Raw genomic sequence first — 15,218 nt, 5'->3', positions numbered from 1 at the left:
ATGAATGCATCTGAAATCTTCTGGATTGTGCTTACCTGCATATTGGGCATACAGTTGCTGTTCGCTCTATGGAACGTCTCCTGTCTGCCCAAAGTGCGTTCATTCCGAGCAGACCGAATACAACCACCAGACCTGCTGGTCTCGGTGCTGATTCCAGCCAGAAATGAAAGACTACATATCGAAGGATGTCTGGAGAGTGTGCTCGCGAGCGATACATCAGGATTCCAGATGGAAGTATTGGTGCTGGATGATCGCTCCGAAGATGAGACAGCGGCCATGGTACAAGCGATTGCGGATCGGGATGCACGTGTGCGTTTGCTGCATGGCGTTGATCTTCCCGAAGGCTGGATGGGGAAATCCCATGCGTGTCACAGGCTGGTTCAGGAGGCCAAGGGAGAATGGTATATGTTCGTGGATGCGGATGTGCGTCTGGAGCCAAGTGCCATTCGGCAGACTCTTGCGGCAGGGTGTGAGCAGAGCGGGGGGCTGGTAACCGGTTTTCCTTATCAGGTAACAAAGACGTGGATGGAAAAGCTTGTTGTACCCATGATGGTCTTCACCATCATCAGTCATCTGCCCATTTTCATGATACGCAGATCATCCAGTCCGATGTTTGTGGCCGCTACGGGGGCTTTTTTGCTGATTCATCGCTCCAGTTACGAAGCTTCCGGTGGTCATGCTGCCATTCAGGCACATCTGGTGGATGATATGAGTCTCGCCAAAGCAGTCAAGCGTGCAGGTCATCCGGTGATGCTGACCGATGTGCATGATGTAACGAATACCCGCATGTATCAGAACGGTGCAGAAGTATGGAATGGATACAAGAAAAATATGTACGAAGGTATGGGACGTAAAGACGTACTGCTGCTGGGCACGATGTTGATGTATACACTGATGTATATTGTGCCTCCACTAGGATTGATTATTGGACTCCTTATGGGCAGTTCGATGTCCATTCTGTATGGATTGTTAGGAACATTATTAGGTATGGCTGTGAAAAGAGTAGCGGATCATGCTGGCGGACAACCCTGGTGGCTCGCCCTTCTGCAACCGGTCAGCATGGCCTGTGTCATTGCCATCGGACTTGCTTCCTGGCAGGCAGGCCGCTCCGGCAAGGGGTATGTATGGAAAGGTAGGCGGTACAGTTGAGAGGTAACGTCATTATAATCGGTGCAGGATTTGGAGGTCTGTCGTGTGCAATACGACTGGCTTCACAAGGTGTGCAGGTGACCATTCTGGAACGGCAGCAACATGTAGGTGGCAAGCTACAGCAGATTGAGCGGGACGGGTATCATTTTGACCGTGGACCGAGCACAATCACGATGCCATCGACCTTTCGTTCAGTCTTCGACCATGCGGGTGTAGCAATGGAAGATTACGTACAGTTATATGAGTTAGAGCCGCGCACGCGTAATATATTCGCAGATGGCACAGTGGTAGATTTGTCAGGCAATCGCGGGTGGATGAAGGAGCAGATTGCAGCGTACAGTCCGGAGGATGCGGCTCGTTATGATGCATTTATGGATGAGTCTGCTGCACTGTATGCGGAAGCCAATCGTCATTTTCTGGGTAAGTTGCTGCTGTCTCCTTCTGACAAATACAATCTTCAGATGCTGCGCAGCCTGCTCCGCGTGCGGCCAACGGTGAAGCTGGATAAGTTACTGCGCTCGTATTTCCAACATCCACATACGCTGGCTATGTTCGGACGGTACGCGACCTATGTGGGATCATCGCCGTATCAATCGCCTTCCATCTTTGCCATGATGGGTCATGTGGAAGCAGAAGTGGGCATCTACGGGGTCAAAGGTGGAACCTATCAACTGATCGAAGGTATGACCCGGCTGGCTCGGGAAAAAGGTGTACAGATCATTACCGGCACAGAGGTCCGGCAGATTGTTGTTCGGAATGGAAAAGTGGCTGGCGTGGATACGGATCAAGGCTTCCGCGAAGCAGATCAAGTGGTTGCGAATGGAGATGTGCTTAGCGTAAATCGACTGCTGCTCGCACCGGAACATCGGAAAGAAATGAGCGATGCCCGCATACGGAAGTATGAGCCCTCCATTTCAGGATTTGTGACGCTGGCAGGTGTGAGAAGACAATATGATGCACTGCTGCACCATACGGTCTTTTTCCCGGAACGGTATGAACCGGAGTTCGACCATATTTTCCGTGACCGTAAAATGCCCGCCGATCCCACGATCTACATCTGTTATTCCGGTTATTCGGAAGCGGGCATGGCTCCGGCGGGAGCCAGTAATCTGTTCATTCTGGTCAATGCCCCCTATTTGTCGGATTCATGGAATTGGGAGCAGCAGACGGAACGTTACGGAGCGTTTGTGCTGGAACAATTGGCGGCGCGGGGAATTACCGGGTTGAATGAATCCGATGTGCTGATCCGGTACACACCGCAAGATATCGAACGGGATACCTTGGCGCACCAAGGATCGATCTACGGCATCTCGTCCAACTCCGTGAAGCAGACCTTTATGCGACCAGGCAACCGAAGCAAAGATGTACAAGGACTCTGGTACGTCGGCGGAACGACACATCCAGGCGGCGGAACCCCGATAGTGACGTTGTCCGGACAGCTTGTTGGTGAGCAATTGGCATCGGAAATCTTGAGATAAGTTTGTTGTGCAGATGATGGAGTGAAAATGTGTTTTGTTGATCCATGTGCGTGTGTATCGTCTCTGCTAATTAACTTTGAAGCTACTACGGATGATCCGTGCTGTTGAGTAGGTATGAGATAGTGGTGCTCCGGGATTTAAGTGAGACATTTGGTGTCGGGGCATCCTTTCAATAGCCGGTTTGGAACGTTATACTGGATAGAGTTAAACTGCTGAGCTGCAATGCTTATAGGATTAATGTTTTTGTCTTTTGCAAAAGACGTATATACATAGAAGTAAGGAACGGGCAGGTTATCCTGTCGATCCGCACGATTCTCACATAGGAGGTCTCATCATGAATGAACAAGAGCGAGCCGGCGAACGGCTGCTTCCCGAAGTGGCTACGGGAGAACGGAAGCTAGAGCACGTGCGCCTCTGTCTTGAGGAGAATGTGGCAGGAGAAGGGGTAACCAGCGGTATGGAGCGGTTTGCGTTTCGCCATCACCCACTGCCGGAACTGGATTTTGAAGAGGTGCATCTGGAGACTTCGTTTATTGGCAAAAAAGTACGTACACCCTTGCTCATCAGTTCGATGACGGGTGGAAGCAAAACAACAGGCGCCATCAATGAGCGCCTCGCGCGAGTAGCGAACGCCAGAGGCTGGGCGCTCGGCGTAGGTTCGATCCGGGCTGCCGTAGAACAGCCGGAACTGGCGAGTACCTTCGATGTCCGCCGTTGGGCACCGGACATTCCGGTCATTGCCAACCTGGGTGCGGTGCAGCTGAACTATGGCTTCACCACAGCTGATTTCCAGCGTGCTGTAGATATTGCGGGTGCGGACATGCTCGTGCTTCACCTGAACACCTTGCAGGAAGTTTTCCAGCCGGAAGGTAACACCAACTTCAGTGGATTATTTCAACGGATTGAAAACTTGTGTCGTGAGCTAGACGTACCTGTTGGCGTAAAAGAAGTAGGTTTTGGCATCGATGGTGTGACGGCTCAACGCCTATATGAAGCGGGTGTCGCGTTCATTGATGTAGCCGGAGCAGGGGGCACAAGCTGGGTGCAGGTAGAGAAGTACCGCAACAATAACCCGGTACGCCGGGCAGCAGCTGAAGCTTTTGCCGACTGGGGCATTCCCACAGCGGAGTGTATTCAGGAAGTACGAGCGCTGAATCCTACTGGTGCCCTGATTGGCAGCGGTGGACTGTACACTGGCGTGGATGCGGCCAAAGCCCTCGCGCTCGGTGCGGATCTGGCTGGTTTTGGCCGATCTCTGCTCGAATCCGCAGTCGCTTCCGATGATGCGCTGAATGAGCGGTTGGAACAGGTTGAATTTGAACTACGTACGGTGATGTTTGGCATTGGTGCAGGGCAGATTGAAGATCTGAAGCAGGCGTCACGTCTGGTGGAACGACGGTAGAGTGAGGGTGGAAATGCAGGTGCGAACCCCAAGCTCACATGATTTCCCTGGGGAATTCGCACCTCGAATTTTGTCGAAAACATCGTTTTCGTGACCTTTTGGCAACACATGTGTTCGTTGAAGGATGTTTTTTATCACAAATGTTTCTATAATTTGGTATAATAATTGAGAATACGTGATAATATTTGAACTTGATGACGTTATTACGCGTGCTTTCGCTGTCGCACTCCGTATGGAGTGCGTGGATTGAAATTGGTGTTCCGTTGTCCAAAGTAACTGCTTCTCACGTCGCACTCCGTATGGAGTGCGTGGATTGAAATTTGGACAAGTTCAAAGACAAAGCCAAGAAGGTTCGTCGCACTCCGTATGGAGTGCAATTTATCAAATCCTTAAAGCGCCTTAACTATTTCGTGCTTGTTCTAACATAACCAGAAGTCAGAAGTAAGCCAAACAAACCGTCCAAAGTAAAACATGGACGGTTTGTTTGTGTTTCTCTTTGAAAGTGAGAATTTGATGGCTTCTTTGAGAATGCTCAGCCCAGTTTGTTTTATTACACCTTATCATCGTCAGGTATGTACTCTAACACATCTATAAGAGTATAGTCGTTTCCTGTCATTGCCCGTAGAGTGTTCACGATGTTATTTAAGGTATCTAAATCAAGCCTTTTCGTTTTTCCTTCGCACAGATCATAGATAAGGTTCGGTCTAACTTTTGCTTCTCTAGCCAGTGCATTTTTAGTGACGCTGGCTGCATCTAAAGTATCGCCCAATCTTATTTTTATAGACATACCAATTCCACCTTTCACTTTAATGATAACCTAACGTTAAATATACTGGAGGGTTAGTCCTGGCTGAGCATATCACAGGAAATGCAAGAGAGATGCTAGAGTCAATCGTGGACAGATTGAGTGGTATGGATGCGATGACATTTCTCACGGATGTCTTATTGTGGACTCCCGACCGTGTGGATATGAATTTGATGCTTGATCGCATACTATGACAAGACTCTCCAGCCCTCTTCCAGGCTATTTTTTACAACATTTTAAGCAAAGCAGATAAATATCTTTATAATAAAAGTAAATTATTTACAAGTAAAATATTGATATTAAATTCAAAAATATAGTATTATTTAATTGACCATTGCTTAATTTTGCTTGGAAAGGTGGTGTACCTTTGAACTCAGTAGCCACAATACGTGATCATTTAGCAGACTACTTAAAAACGAACCATATGACACTCAATCAATTCTCTGAGATATCGGGAATCAACTCAGGGACGTTGAGTGGTACGCTGAACGGGCTGCGTACCATTGGCATGCAGCAGTTGGATCGACTAACTGCCGGGATGGGTTTAACAGAGGGTTACTTCTATGAATTATACATACATGAGTGTTTTGTACATACAAGCCCGGATTGGCGAAGACTGGGGCCTTTTTTATACCGTTGTGCCGAACTCGGTAAGGTCGATTATATGGAAGAAGCCGTTAATCTAATTATGGATAATCTTTCCTATGCACCGCTTTTGTTCGAGTTGGCTGAACAGTTATATCGTGAAGGGAAGTTGGAAGCGGCCAAGCCTTTGTACCTTTGTGTAGCCGAGGGTGAGAAAATGCAACATTCTGAACGGTTGGCTCTAAGTCAGTATCGTTTGTTCACAATCGGGCTTTCCAAGGATCAGTTGAGCAATCTTACACTTGCAACGCAGTTTGAGTTTTTTGTAGATCGGCTTGATGAACCCTACCAGCTGGATGGATTGAACGATTTGATTAATGTGTATGCTTCGTTACGCCGATGGGATAAGGTGAAGAATCTTGCTGACAAGTTAAAATTAAAAGCAATGATCCATTATGAATTAGGGGTAACATCTGAAGAGCCCGAGGCTAAACCCAAAAAGCAGATTGTTTTTTACGTTTTGTACGCATATTTAGCGCTTGGAGAAGCTTGTTTCTACTATGAAGAATATGAAAAGGCACTTCAATATGTCTCTTTGTACACCGATTATAGCTGGGTAAATAATCCGAGCGACGAGGAAAATGTTGTTATTCGTCAGTTCGAAGAATGGGCAGAAGGCAACCGTTATCTATATAAATTAATGTCAGGCAAAACAGAGGTTATCCCAAGTTATATGAACTACATCTCGGAGAGAGAGAACGAAATCTTTCCTGCTTTATGTGCAATTGTGAATGCGGCAAATCGGTTTGATATCAACATTGATTCAGTTCTTGAAGCATATGACGCGTATTTCATGTACCAAGAACAGAGTAGCCGTATTGGGAAAATCAGCGAGCAATTTACGAATGATCAATATGGTACTTTGCTTGTGGGCCTAGGTACATACTATTTAAAACATCAAGATTATAACAGAGGATTTGAGTTGATTCTTAACGGTTTGGATTTTGTAATTAAAATTAAGAATAAAGATAGTGTTCTAGAGTGTATAAAAATATTTGAAGAATTTCGGTGTTTTGCAGTTGAAGAAGCTAAACTACGATATAAAAGAATGATTCGGGAGGTTTGATGACGAATGAAGATGAAATTGGCAGTATTGATAGTTACATGCAGTATCGCAGTAGGCGTAGTTGTTCCTATAACTCAACCCATCCCCGTTGAAAAAGACCGTCCAGTAATCATGACAACTAATGGCCATGGCATGGGAAGTTAACCAGCGTTTCTGAAATTAATATGTGCTGCTCCCTCAAGTAGAATGGTGAATTGTCTACGTTGAAGGGAGCTTTTTCGTGTTGGAGTTCGCCTGATTTCCTACTAATTAGCAGAATGGACTAGAATGTTACAACAGGGAGGGGTGAATATGGATTGTGGTGAGCTCAAGTTGCAGATCGAAGCAGCGAGACAAAAGCTCTATCAACTCAAGATGGACTATGGAAATCTGCTTCATCCTCATGTTATACAGCAATCTATGGTCCTGGATGATCTAATTAATCAATACAATCAGGTTAAAATAAAAAAGCCGATTGAATAATTCAATCGACTTTGGGCGAGAAACTTTGGCGGTCGCTCGCCCCTATATTTTAACATAAGTCCACAGAGCGAAGTATCGTTATTACATACATTCATCTTTCACGGTGATATTCTCATTGGTTACAGTAACGTAGGAATTGCCGGACAAGTATTCCGTATAACCGCAAACCGTTTTGTTATAGGTTTTTCCGCGGCTGTCCGTGAACGCCAAGGAGACCACCCCCTCCCCGGAAAGTTTCAGCTGCGGGGCGAATTTCACGTTTGCTCCGCTGGGAATATCCTTATTGAATACGTAGGTGGAGCCACTCTCATTGTTGTTTAACGAGTTGTCGCCTTGGACTAGGCTAGCCTGAATATTGGTGAGGTCATAGTCGGACTGATTGTGGATCGTGATTCTTAAGTGGCGAAAGGGATCCATTGCATTCAGAAAGCTCATAAAAGCGACTATGGCGATTCCGAGTATGATAGCGGATAAGATAATCATTTTCTTTTTGGAGAATCGGCGACGTGTGTTCAATAAGATCCACTCCTTTCCTTCATGAGGTATAAACGATGGGAAGAGATCAAAAGTTTTGATTAAAATGGATAAATATGAAAATTGAAAACCGAATCGTCAGAATAACTTCATGCGCTAAGCGAGAGAACAGGATACAATAAGATACTAGTAGTGCAAAAAGGGCTGCACAGAGATCATACATAATCAAGATCAATCGAAATAAGGAGGGGAAAAAGTTGAAACTTTCTCCAATGAATCAGGAAGATTATGCGAGTTTTCGCATTCGATCGATTAAGGATTTTGCACAGGAAAAAGTAGAAGCGGGCACCTGGGCTGAGGAAGAGGCACAGCAACTGGCGGAGGAATCTTATGAACGTTATCTGCCAGAAGGCTTGAACACACCCGGAGCGTATCTCTACAATCTGGTGCATCCTGTGGACGGCAATGTAGGGTATATCTGGTTTAATATCACGGATAATCGTCGCGGAAAAGATGCTTTTTTGCTGGATATTGTGGTTGAAGAAGCGCACCGTGGTAAGGGATACGGAACAGAGACGATGCAGGCGCTTGAACAGACGGCCTTGAGTCTTGGCGTGGATCGCATTGGTTTGCATGTGTTTGGACATAATGTGCGGGCGAGCAGCCTGTATCGCAAGATGGGATATGAGGTAACGGACCTGACGATGTACAAGGAAATCAGAGGGTAAATCTAAAAACGGATAATCTAGGCCAAACTTAAGATCTGCGCAAAACGAATTATCCGCAGTAACTGGGGATTTCGGGAAGCGGAAGGGACTCTGGTCGAATTGGCGAAGTTCCTTGATGCCTTGAGGTTTGTCATATATAATGTATAGGATTATCCATACCGAACAAGTAATCAATGAGGAGTTGTCATATACATGGCTTTGAAAGCTGGAATCGTGGGTCTGCCTAACGTTGGTAAATCTACATTGTTTAATGCAATTACACAAGCAGGTGCCGAATCGGCAAACTATCCGTTCTGTACAATTGACCCTAACGTGGGGATCGTTGAAGTACCAGATGAGCGTTTGGACAAACTGACAGAACTCGTTGTACCTAAGAAAACAGTACCAACGGCGTTTGAGTTTGTAGATATCGCTGGTCTAGTTCGCGGTGCGAGCAAAGGCGAAGGTCTCGGTAACAAGTTCCTTGCCCACATTCGTGAGGTAGATGCGATTGTACACGTAGTACGTTGCTTTGTAGATGAGAACATTACACACGTCGATGGCAAAATTGATCCAGTAAGCGATATCCAGACGATCAATCTGGAGCTGATCCTGGCCGATATCGAGAGTGTTGAGAAGAAAATCGATCGCTCCAAGAAAAACATGAAGGGCGGCAACAAGACTGCCTCTCAAGAAGTAGAAGTATTGGAGAGAGTGAAGGCTGTTCTGTACGATGACAAGCCGGCACGCAGCATGGAACTTACGGATGATGAGCTTCTGATCGTGCGCGATCTGCACTTGCTTACCCTGAAGCCTGTTCTGTACGCAGCCAATGTAGCTGAGGACGAAATCGGCGACGTGGCGAACAATGCTTACGTGCAAAAAGTAAGAGAATTCGCAGCTGCTGAAAACGCAGAAGTGGTGCCGATCAGTGCAAAGGTTGAAGAAGAGATTTCTGAGCTGGAAGGCGAAGATAAACAAATGTTCCTGGAAGAACTCGGTATCGAGGATTCCGGTCTGAACCTGTTGATCAAAGCGGCTTACAAATTGCTCGGTCTGTACACATACTTCACAGCAGGTGTACAGGAGGTTCGTGCGTGGACAATCCGTAAAGGTACCAAAGCGCCTGGCGCAGCGGGTGTCATTCACACCGACTTCGAACGTGGATTCATCCGTGCAGAAGTTGTTTCTTATGACGATCTGGTTGCAGCGGGTTCCATGAACGGTGCCAAAGAGCGCGGACAACTTCGTCTTGAGGGTAAAGAGTACGTTGTAAATGACGGCGACGTTATGCACTTCCGTTTCAACGTATAGGTTGTTACACGTTTATATGTAGATTAAATAACATGACCCTGCGACCTTCTCGTGAAGTTCGTGGGGTCTTTGACTTAGAGTTTTGCAGATGAGGAACAAGAAAAACCACCGGGATTAGGTTGGTCGCCTTGCAATCCGGTGGTTTTCATTCGTTTGATTGAAATTCGCCGTGGTCGCCCACCGGCCTTTGTTAGAGAAGTCACGATGTTAGCGCATCGTGGCTTTTGTTTATTTTACATTTCGGAACAACATCGAACAACAATTTCATTTTGTATTTCGCAGCACCAAAAATTAGTTCATCCGCATGCGGAACAGTTACTATTCAGAACCATAAGAATATGCTATAATTAAGAGTCGTATACCACGTTAAAATTCGCGCTTGAACAGATGAGCTTAAGCGAGTTTCATACAGGGTACGCGATTTCTTGATTTCACTTTAAAAGTAAAGGATTTGATGACGTTGTAGCGATGTTATACGTCGATCATACAGGAATGTGAATACATGCTGCGGTCAGGGGATTCGGTGAGAATCCTGTGCGTTGTGGAATATAGATTATAGATGTTATGAATAATGAAACCGAAATAATTATTAAAAACGATATTTGCATGGACAAAATAATGTGTGAGGTGACTATACATGTTGGATAAATTACAGGCGTTAGCCGACCGTTATGACAAGTTGAGCGAGCTTTTGTGTGACCCGGATGTGGCAAGTGACAACAAAAAGTTACGGGAATACTCCAAAGAACAATCCGATCTGCAACCGACTTATGAAGCGTACAATGAATACAAACAGGTAAGTCAGGATCTCGAAGCTGCGAAGGAAATGCAGGGTGAGAAACTGGATGATGAGATGCGTGAAATGGTCAAAATGGAAATTGACGAACTGAGTACTCGCCAGAAGGAACTGGACGAATTGATTCGTGTGCTTATGTTGCCAAAAGATCCGAATGACGACAAAAACGTTATTGTTGAGATTCGCGGAGCAGCTGGTGGAGATGAGGCAGCGTTGTTTGCAGCAGATCTGTATCGGATGTACACACGTTATGCAGATGCACAAGGCTGGCGTGTAGAGCTGATGGACGTTAACACAAATGATCTCGGTGGGTTCAAAGAGGTTGTTTTCCTGATCAACGGACGCGGCGCTTATAGCAAAATGAAATACGAAAGCGGCGCACACCGTGTGCAGCGTATTCCAACAACTGAGTCAGGCGGACGTATTCATACGTCAACTTCAACGGTTGCGGTTATGCCTGAAGCCGAAGATTTTGATATTGAAATTCATGACAAAGACATCCGTGTTGATACGTTCTGTTCCAGTGGTGCCGGTGGACAATCGGTTAATACCACGAAATCCGCAGTACGGGTAACGCACGTTCCAACGGGAATCGTGGCGACATGTCAGGATGGAAAATCACAGAACTCCAACAAGGAAAAAGCGTTGCAGGTTCTGCGTACACGTATCTTCGATATGAAACGTATGGAAGAGGAAGCAAAGATCTCTGTTGAGCGGAAAAGTAAAGTGGGAACGGGCGACCGCAGTGAGCGTATTCGTACGTACAACTTCCCGCAAAGCCGTGTGACGGATCACCGTATCGGCCTGACGATGCACAAGCTGGATCAGATCATGAACGGGGAGATTGAAGATATCTTGTCTGCACTGACGATTGCTCAGCAGACCGAGTTGATGGATAGAGGAGAATAATCTGTGACCCGCGCGCAGTTTGTCATGACGCCGGAACAGAGCTGTCGGGAAGCCTTCGTGGAGGCTTCCTCTTTTTTGGAGAAGTGCGGCGTGTACGAGCCGCAAAACAATGCCCGGCTGCTTTTGGAACATGTACTCGGCGTTTATGGCGCCGCGTATTACATGATGCAGCCGGAGGCTTTTCCCAGCGAGCATCGCAGCCGCTGGGAGGACGCCGTCACGCGCAAGGCTGCGGGTGAGCCGGCGCAATACATTATCGGTAGCCAGGAATTCTATGGGCTGCCGTTCGAGGTCACGCCGGCCGTGCTGATTCCGCGGCCGGAGACCGAGCTGTTGGTCGAGGCTGTGCTACGCGAAGCCGACCGCGTGTTTCCCGACGGCGCTCCGCTCGCCGTCGATATCGGCACGGGCAGTGGCGCCATCGCGGTGACGATGGCTTCACTGCGCCCGCGCTGGCAGGTCGGCGCCGGGGATCTCTCGGCGGCTGCCCTGCAAGTGGCCGCGCGGAACGCGGCCGCGAACGGCGTGCAGATCGACTTCCGTGAAGGCGATCTGCTGGCCCCGTTCGCCGGGGCTCGGGTGGACATCCTCGTGTCCAACCCGCCATACATCCCGGCGGCTGATATCGCCGGGTTACAGCAAGAGGTGCGCGATCATGAGCCGCGCATGGCATTGGACGGCGGTCCGGACGGGCTTGCACCGTACCGTATCATGCTGGAGCAGTTGGCGCTGTTGCCTGCGCCGCCGCAGATCATTGGTTTTGAGCTGGGCCAGGGGCAGGCTCGCGACATCGCAGCTTTGCTTGAATCGGCGGGACATTGGCCGGAAATTATCATTGTACCGGACCTTGCCGGAATCGAGCGGCATGTCCTGGGTGTTCGTACTTCGGAACAGGTGACGAAAATGTAAGGTTCCGCGGGTTTTCTTTTTGCCGTGAAATCCTCTACAATGAGATATACCGAAGATTTCTGAATGCTTGGGGGAACATAATTACATGCTGCACAAATTTAAAAAGATAGACTATTCTATTGTCTTTATACTCGTTATTCTGATGGGTATCAGTATTTTATCGATTTACAGTACAACGTTTGGTCGTCCGAAGCTGGAGGGACTCCCGAAAAGCGCAGTGATCTTTTATATTTTGGGCTTCGTAGTCTTTTTTGGGATGTCGATGATCAACTATAAATTCATAATCAAAAATTATTTATATATCTATGGCGTGGGGATGCTCCTGCTCATATTCGTTATGTTCTTTGGTAAGGAATATTACGGTGCAAAAGGCTGGCTGTCCATCTTCGGGGTCAGTTTGCAGCCTGCTGAATTGTTCAAGTTATGCCTGATTGTGTTTTTATCGGCCTTTTTGGCCCGAAAGAAGAACCGTCCGCTCTATTTTGGACGTGACGTTATTCCGATTTCGCTCTGTGTTCTGCCGCCGTTACTACTCGTATTGCTTCAAAATGACTTGGGAAATGCTTTGAGTTATGTAGTCATTCTTGTGGGCCTACTGTGGATTGGTAACATTAAATTTACGCATGCCCTCATTGGCTTTATGATCGCAGTGGCTGCTTTTATCGGTGGTACACAGGCGTATATTCATTACCATGATGAGATTGTTAAATTTCTGAATGACATTGGACGTTCGCACTGGGCGGATCGTTTTGATCCTTGGCTTGTACCAGAGCTGACCTCAAGAGATGTACTCTGGCAGACGTATAATGCAAAGCTTGCGATTGGTTCTGGTGGGATTACAGGCAAAGGTTATATGGAAGGCACAACGATTCAGTCGAATCGGGTGCCGCTGGCCTATGCTGACTCCATCTTTGTGCAGATTGGGGAAGAATTTGGTTTCATCGGTGCCTCGGTACTGCTTCTCCTGTACTTTATCCTGATTCACAGGCTGGTGCTGATTGCACTGGAGTGTAAGGATCGCGCGGGGCCTTATCTCATTGTTGGGATCATAGCGATGCTGCTTTACCAGATCTTTGTTAATATTGGTCCATTCATTGGTCTGATGCCGTTGACAGGAATTACGCTGCCGTTTATCAGTTCGGGTGGTACCTCCATTATGATCAACATGATCAGCATGGGTCTTGTGATGAGTATTAAGGTCCACACGGAAGAGAATGAGGATATTCTTGGCTCTGCGGAACAACCGAGTATTACGGATCTGGTGAGGAAATTGCTAAGACGCAAGCCATCCCAGCAGGAGCAATAACGTTTCTGAGTCAAACCGTGAAATAGCACGTCAGATTTATGTATATAAGCTAGATAACTATAGAACCCTGGAACAGACCAACCCAAGTTACATTGGGTGGATGTTTTGGGGTTTTTATTGTTTTTAGAGTGTGAGTCAGGCCATTGAATGGTTTAATAGTCATCCTGAAGCATCCAGATTTCCATTGTATCATCCATTTTTATACAATGGTAATATTGAGTTCAATTGGAAATCATAGAATGCTAGATTTCAGGGGGATGGACAGAGTCATGTTGAGAATGTTGAAAAAGATGGACGGTGTGATTCTTTTTGTAATGCTGTTGCTCATGATTATTAGTGTATTTGCGATTTATAGCGGAACGCAGACAGATGCCAACTTGGCGAATCATCATGTCAAAACGATGTATTTCTATGTGGCCGGGTTCATTGCGGTGCTTGTGATCGGGCTTGTGAATTACAAGTTATACGTGAAATATGCGTTTTATTTGTATGGCTTGGGGATCATACTACTGATCCTGGCCAATGTCCTGGGAAGTTCAATCAATAACGCCAACGGTTGGCTGAAGCTGGGCGAGAACTTTTCTTTTCAACCGGCAGAGCTGTTCAAGATGATTCTGATTCTGTTTCTCGCCCATTTGATCGTGAAGAGACAACGAGGCACGCTGAAATTTTGGAGAGATATTGTGCCGATTGGCTGTTGGGCGTTTATTCCGTTTGCCCTTGTTATGGCTCAGAATGATTTGGGGAATGCGCTGGGGTATGTGGTGATTTTGGCTGCGGTATTCTGGATCGGAAATATGAGGCTGAAGCACGCATTGATTGCACTGGCGATTGTGGGAGTGGCGTTCTTTGGTTTTGTTAAAGCCTATACCTTCTACCATGGTGAAGTTTTCACTTTTCTTGAAAAGATAAAACGTGAGCATTGGGCGGAGCGGATTGATCCCTGGCTTGTACCGGAAAAAGCTACCTCCAAAGCTTCCTGGCATACAAAAAATGCAGGTTTAGCCATCGGTTCAGGGGGCATCATCGGCAAAGGTTATTTGCAAGGAACATCCGTTCAGAGTGGACGAGTCCCCTATACGTATTCTGATTCCATTTTTGTCGTGATCGCAGAGGAGTTTGGGTTTGTTGGTGCATCCGTACTGATTCTGTTGTACTTTATCCTGATCCACCGCATGGTGCTGATTGCTCTGGCATGTAGAGATCGCGCGGGACCCGTCATCATTGTAGGTATTATCGGAATGTTGTTGTATCAGGTGTTTGAGAACGTGGGGGCGTTCCTCGGACTGATGCCACTCACAGGTATTACGTTACCGTTCATCAGTTACGGCGGCACCTCTTTGCTTATAAATATGGCTTGCATCGGTGTAGTCATGAGCATTAAGTTGTACGGGCAAGAAGAGGAGGATGAACTTCTGATGGGGGAGCAGCAACCTCGGTTGTCGGAACGTTTATGGAATATGCTCAAGAAAGAGAAAAGTGCTGTGTAACTGTTGAGTCGGTATAGTGAAAAGTAAAGCGGTGAGACGTATAACGTGATCGTTCGTAGGAATAAAGAGGTTGATTTGCCCTGTAACCAGGTGCGGATCAGCCTTTTTAACATGATGGGTGAGAAAGTGTGAATGAGAGATGAAAGAAGCAATGCATAGGTGTCTTCGAGCCTGCTGTAGGCTGAGGCGAACCTGAAAGAGTTGGGAATAGAGTGTTGAGCATTGTGTGGAGCTTCAGGTGCCAGCTGTTAGGAGTTAAGAGTTAGGTGGTGTTAGGAGCTAACGAACCACACACGTCTTATTCGG

At 46.9% G+C, this 15,218-nt stretch carries 14 protein-coding genes; 12 read left to right on the top strand and 2 right to left on the bottom strand.

The genetic code is table 11. From position 1 onward, the window contains the following. The 3 genes from MHI52_RS28445 to fni all read left to right on the top strand — a co-directional run bounded on the left by MHI52_RS28445 (nt 1) and on the right by fni (nt 4,029). Nucleotides 1-1,149: a glycosyltransferase family 2 protein gene (locus MHI52_RS28445; protein ID WP_340984084.1), complete on the top strand. Its 1,149-nt coding sequence runs from the start codon at nt 1-3 to the stop codon at nt 1,147-1,149. Beyond that, nucleotides 1,146-2,627 (top strand): phytoene desaturase family protein, encoded by a 1,482-nt coding sequence (locus tag MHI52_RS28440; RefSeq protein WP_405158036.1) that lies wholly within the window; start codon nt 1,146-1,148, stop codon nt 2,625-2,627. The genes MHI52_RS28445 and MHI52_RS28440 overlap by 4 nt, the downstream gene beginning before the upstream one ends. 334 nt (nt 2,628-2,961) lie before the next feature. Then, a complete protein-coding gene (fni, locus tag MHI52_RS28435) occupies nt 2,962-4,029 on the top strand; it encodes a type 2 isopentenyl-diphosphate Delta-isomerase (protein ID WP_405158035.1) in 1,068 nt (355 codons plus the stop codon). Nucleotides 4,030-4,579: 550 nt separating this feature from the next. Here the strand turns inward: fni and MHI52_RS28430 are convergent. Next, nucleotides 4,580-4,816: a helix-turn-helix domain-containing protein gene (locus tag MHI52_RS28430; RefSeq protein WP_339284494.1), complete on the bottom strand. Its 237-nt coding sequence runs from the start codon at nt 4,814-4,816 to the stop codon at nt 4,580-4,582. A 385-nt stretch (nt 4,817-5,201) separates the two neighbouring features. Between MHI52_RS28430 and MHI52_RS28425 the strand changes: the two genes are divergently transcribed. The 3 genes from MHI52_RS28425 (at nt 5,202) to MHI52_RS28415 (ending at nt 7,007) form a co-directional block, all read left to right on the top strand. Then, nucleotides 5,202-6,545 (top strand): transcriptional regulator, encoded by a 1,344-nt coding sequence (locus tag MHI52_RS28425; protein ID WP_405158034.1) that lies wholly within the window; start codon nt 5,202-5,204, stop codon nt 6,543-6,545. A 6-nt stretch (nt 6,546-6,551) separates the two neighbouring features. Next, nucleotides 6,552-6,689: a hypothetical protein gene (locus MHI52_RS28420; RefSeq protein ID WP_307415876.1), complete on the top strand. Its 138-nt coding sequence runs from the start codon at nt 6,552-6,554 to the stop codon at nt 6,687-6,689. Between the two features lie 147 nt (nt 6,690-6,836). Continuing rightward, nucleotides 6,837-7,007: an aspartyl-phosphate phosphatase Spo0E family protein gene (locus MHI52_RS28415; RefSeq protein WP_101313549.1), complete on the top strand. Its 171-nt coding sequence runs from the start codon at nt 6,837-6,839 to the stop codon at nt 7,005-7,007. Between the two features lie 81 nt (nt 7,008-7,088). On the opposite strand, the gene MHI52_RS28410 is transcribed toward MHI52_RS28415, so the two are convergent. After that, complete coding sequence (locus MHI52_RS28410) at nt 7,089-7,523, bottom strand: hypothetical protein (RefSeq protein WP_405158033.1); 435 nt, start codon at nt 7,521-7,523, stop codon at nt 7,089-7,091. A gap of 215 nt (nt 7,524-7,738) precedes the next feature. Here MHI52_RS28410 and MHI52_RS28405 point away from each other — a divergent pair, with 215 nt between their 5' ends. From MHI52_RS28405 to MHI52_RS28380, 6 genes are all read left to right on the top strand, one after another. Beyond that, nucleotides 7,739-8,209 (top strand): GNAT family N-acetyltransferase, encoded by a 471-nt coding sequence (locus MHI52_RS28405; RefSeq protein WP_353882375.1) that lies wholly within the window; start codon nt 7,739-7,741, stop codon nt 8,207-8,209. A gap of 192 nt (nt 8,210-8,401) precedes the next feature. Next, nucleotides 8,402-9,502, top strand: coding sequence for a redox-regulated ATPase YchF (gene ychF, locus MHI52_RS28400; protein WP_017691917.1), 1,101 nt, complete (start codon nt 8,402-8,404; stop codon nt 9,500-9,502). A 637-nt stretch (nt 9,503-10,139) separates the two neighbouring features. Continuing rightward, complete coding sequence (gene prfA, locus MHI52_RS28395; RefSeq protein WP_017691918.1) at nt 10,140-11,207, top strand: peptide chain release factor 1; 1,068 nt, start codon at nt 10,140-10,142, stop codon at nt 11,205-11,207. A gap of 24 nt (nt 11,208-11,231) precedes the next feature. Continuing rightward, complete coding sequence (prmC, locus tag MHI52_RS28390) at nt 11,232-12,116, top strand: peptide chain release factor N(5)-glutamine methyltransferase (RefSeq protein WP_405159429.1); 885 nt, start codon at nt 11,232-11,234, stop codon at nt 12,114-12,116. 85 nt (nt 12,117-12,201) lie between these two features. After that, entirely contained in the window at nt 12,202-13,422 is a 1,221-nt protein-coding gene (locus MHI52_RS28385) for an FtsW/RodA/SpoVE family cell cycle protein (protein ID WP_076254008.1), read from the top strand. Nucleotides 13,423-13,691: 269 nt separating this feature from the next. Further along, nucleotides 13,692-14,912, top strand: a complete 1,221-nt coding sequence (locus tag MHI52_RS28380) for an FtsW/RodA/SpoVE family cell cycle protein (protein ID WP_036667775.1) — start codon at nt 13,692-13,694, stop codon at nt 14,910-14,912. Nucleotides 14,913-15,218: the final 306 nt, after the last annotated feature.

Origin of the sequence: Paenibacillus sp. FSL H8-0283 (assembly GCF_045040675.1) — a bacterium.
GTDB classification, from domain to species: domain Bacteria; phylum Bacillota; class Bacilli; order Paenibacillales; family Paenibacillaceae; genus Paenibacillus; species Paenibacillus amylolyticus.
Note: the sequence above shows the minus strand (reverse complement) of the source record. Positions and strands in the feature narration are given on the sequence as shown.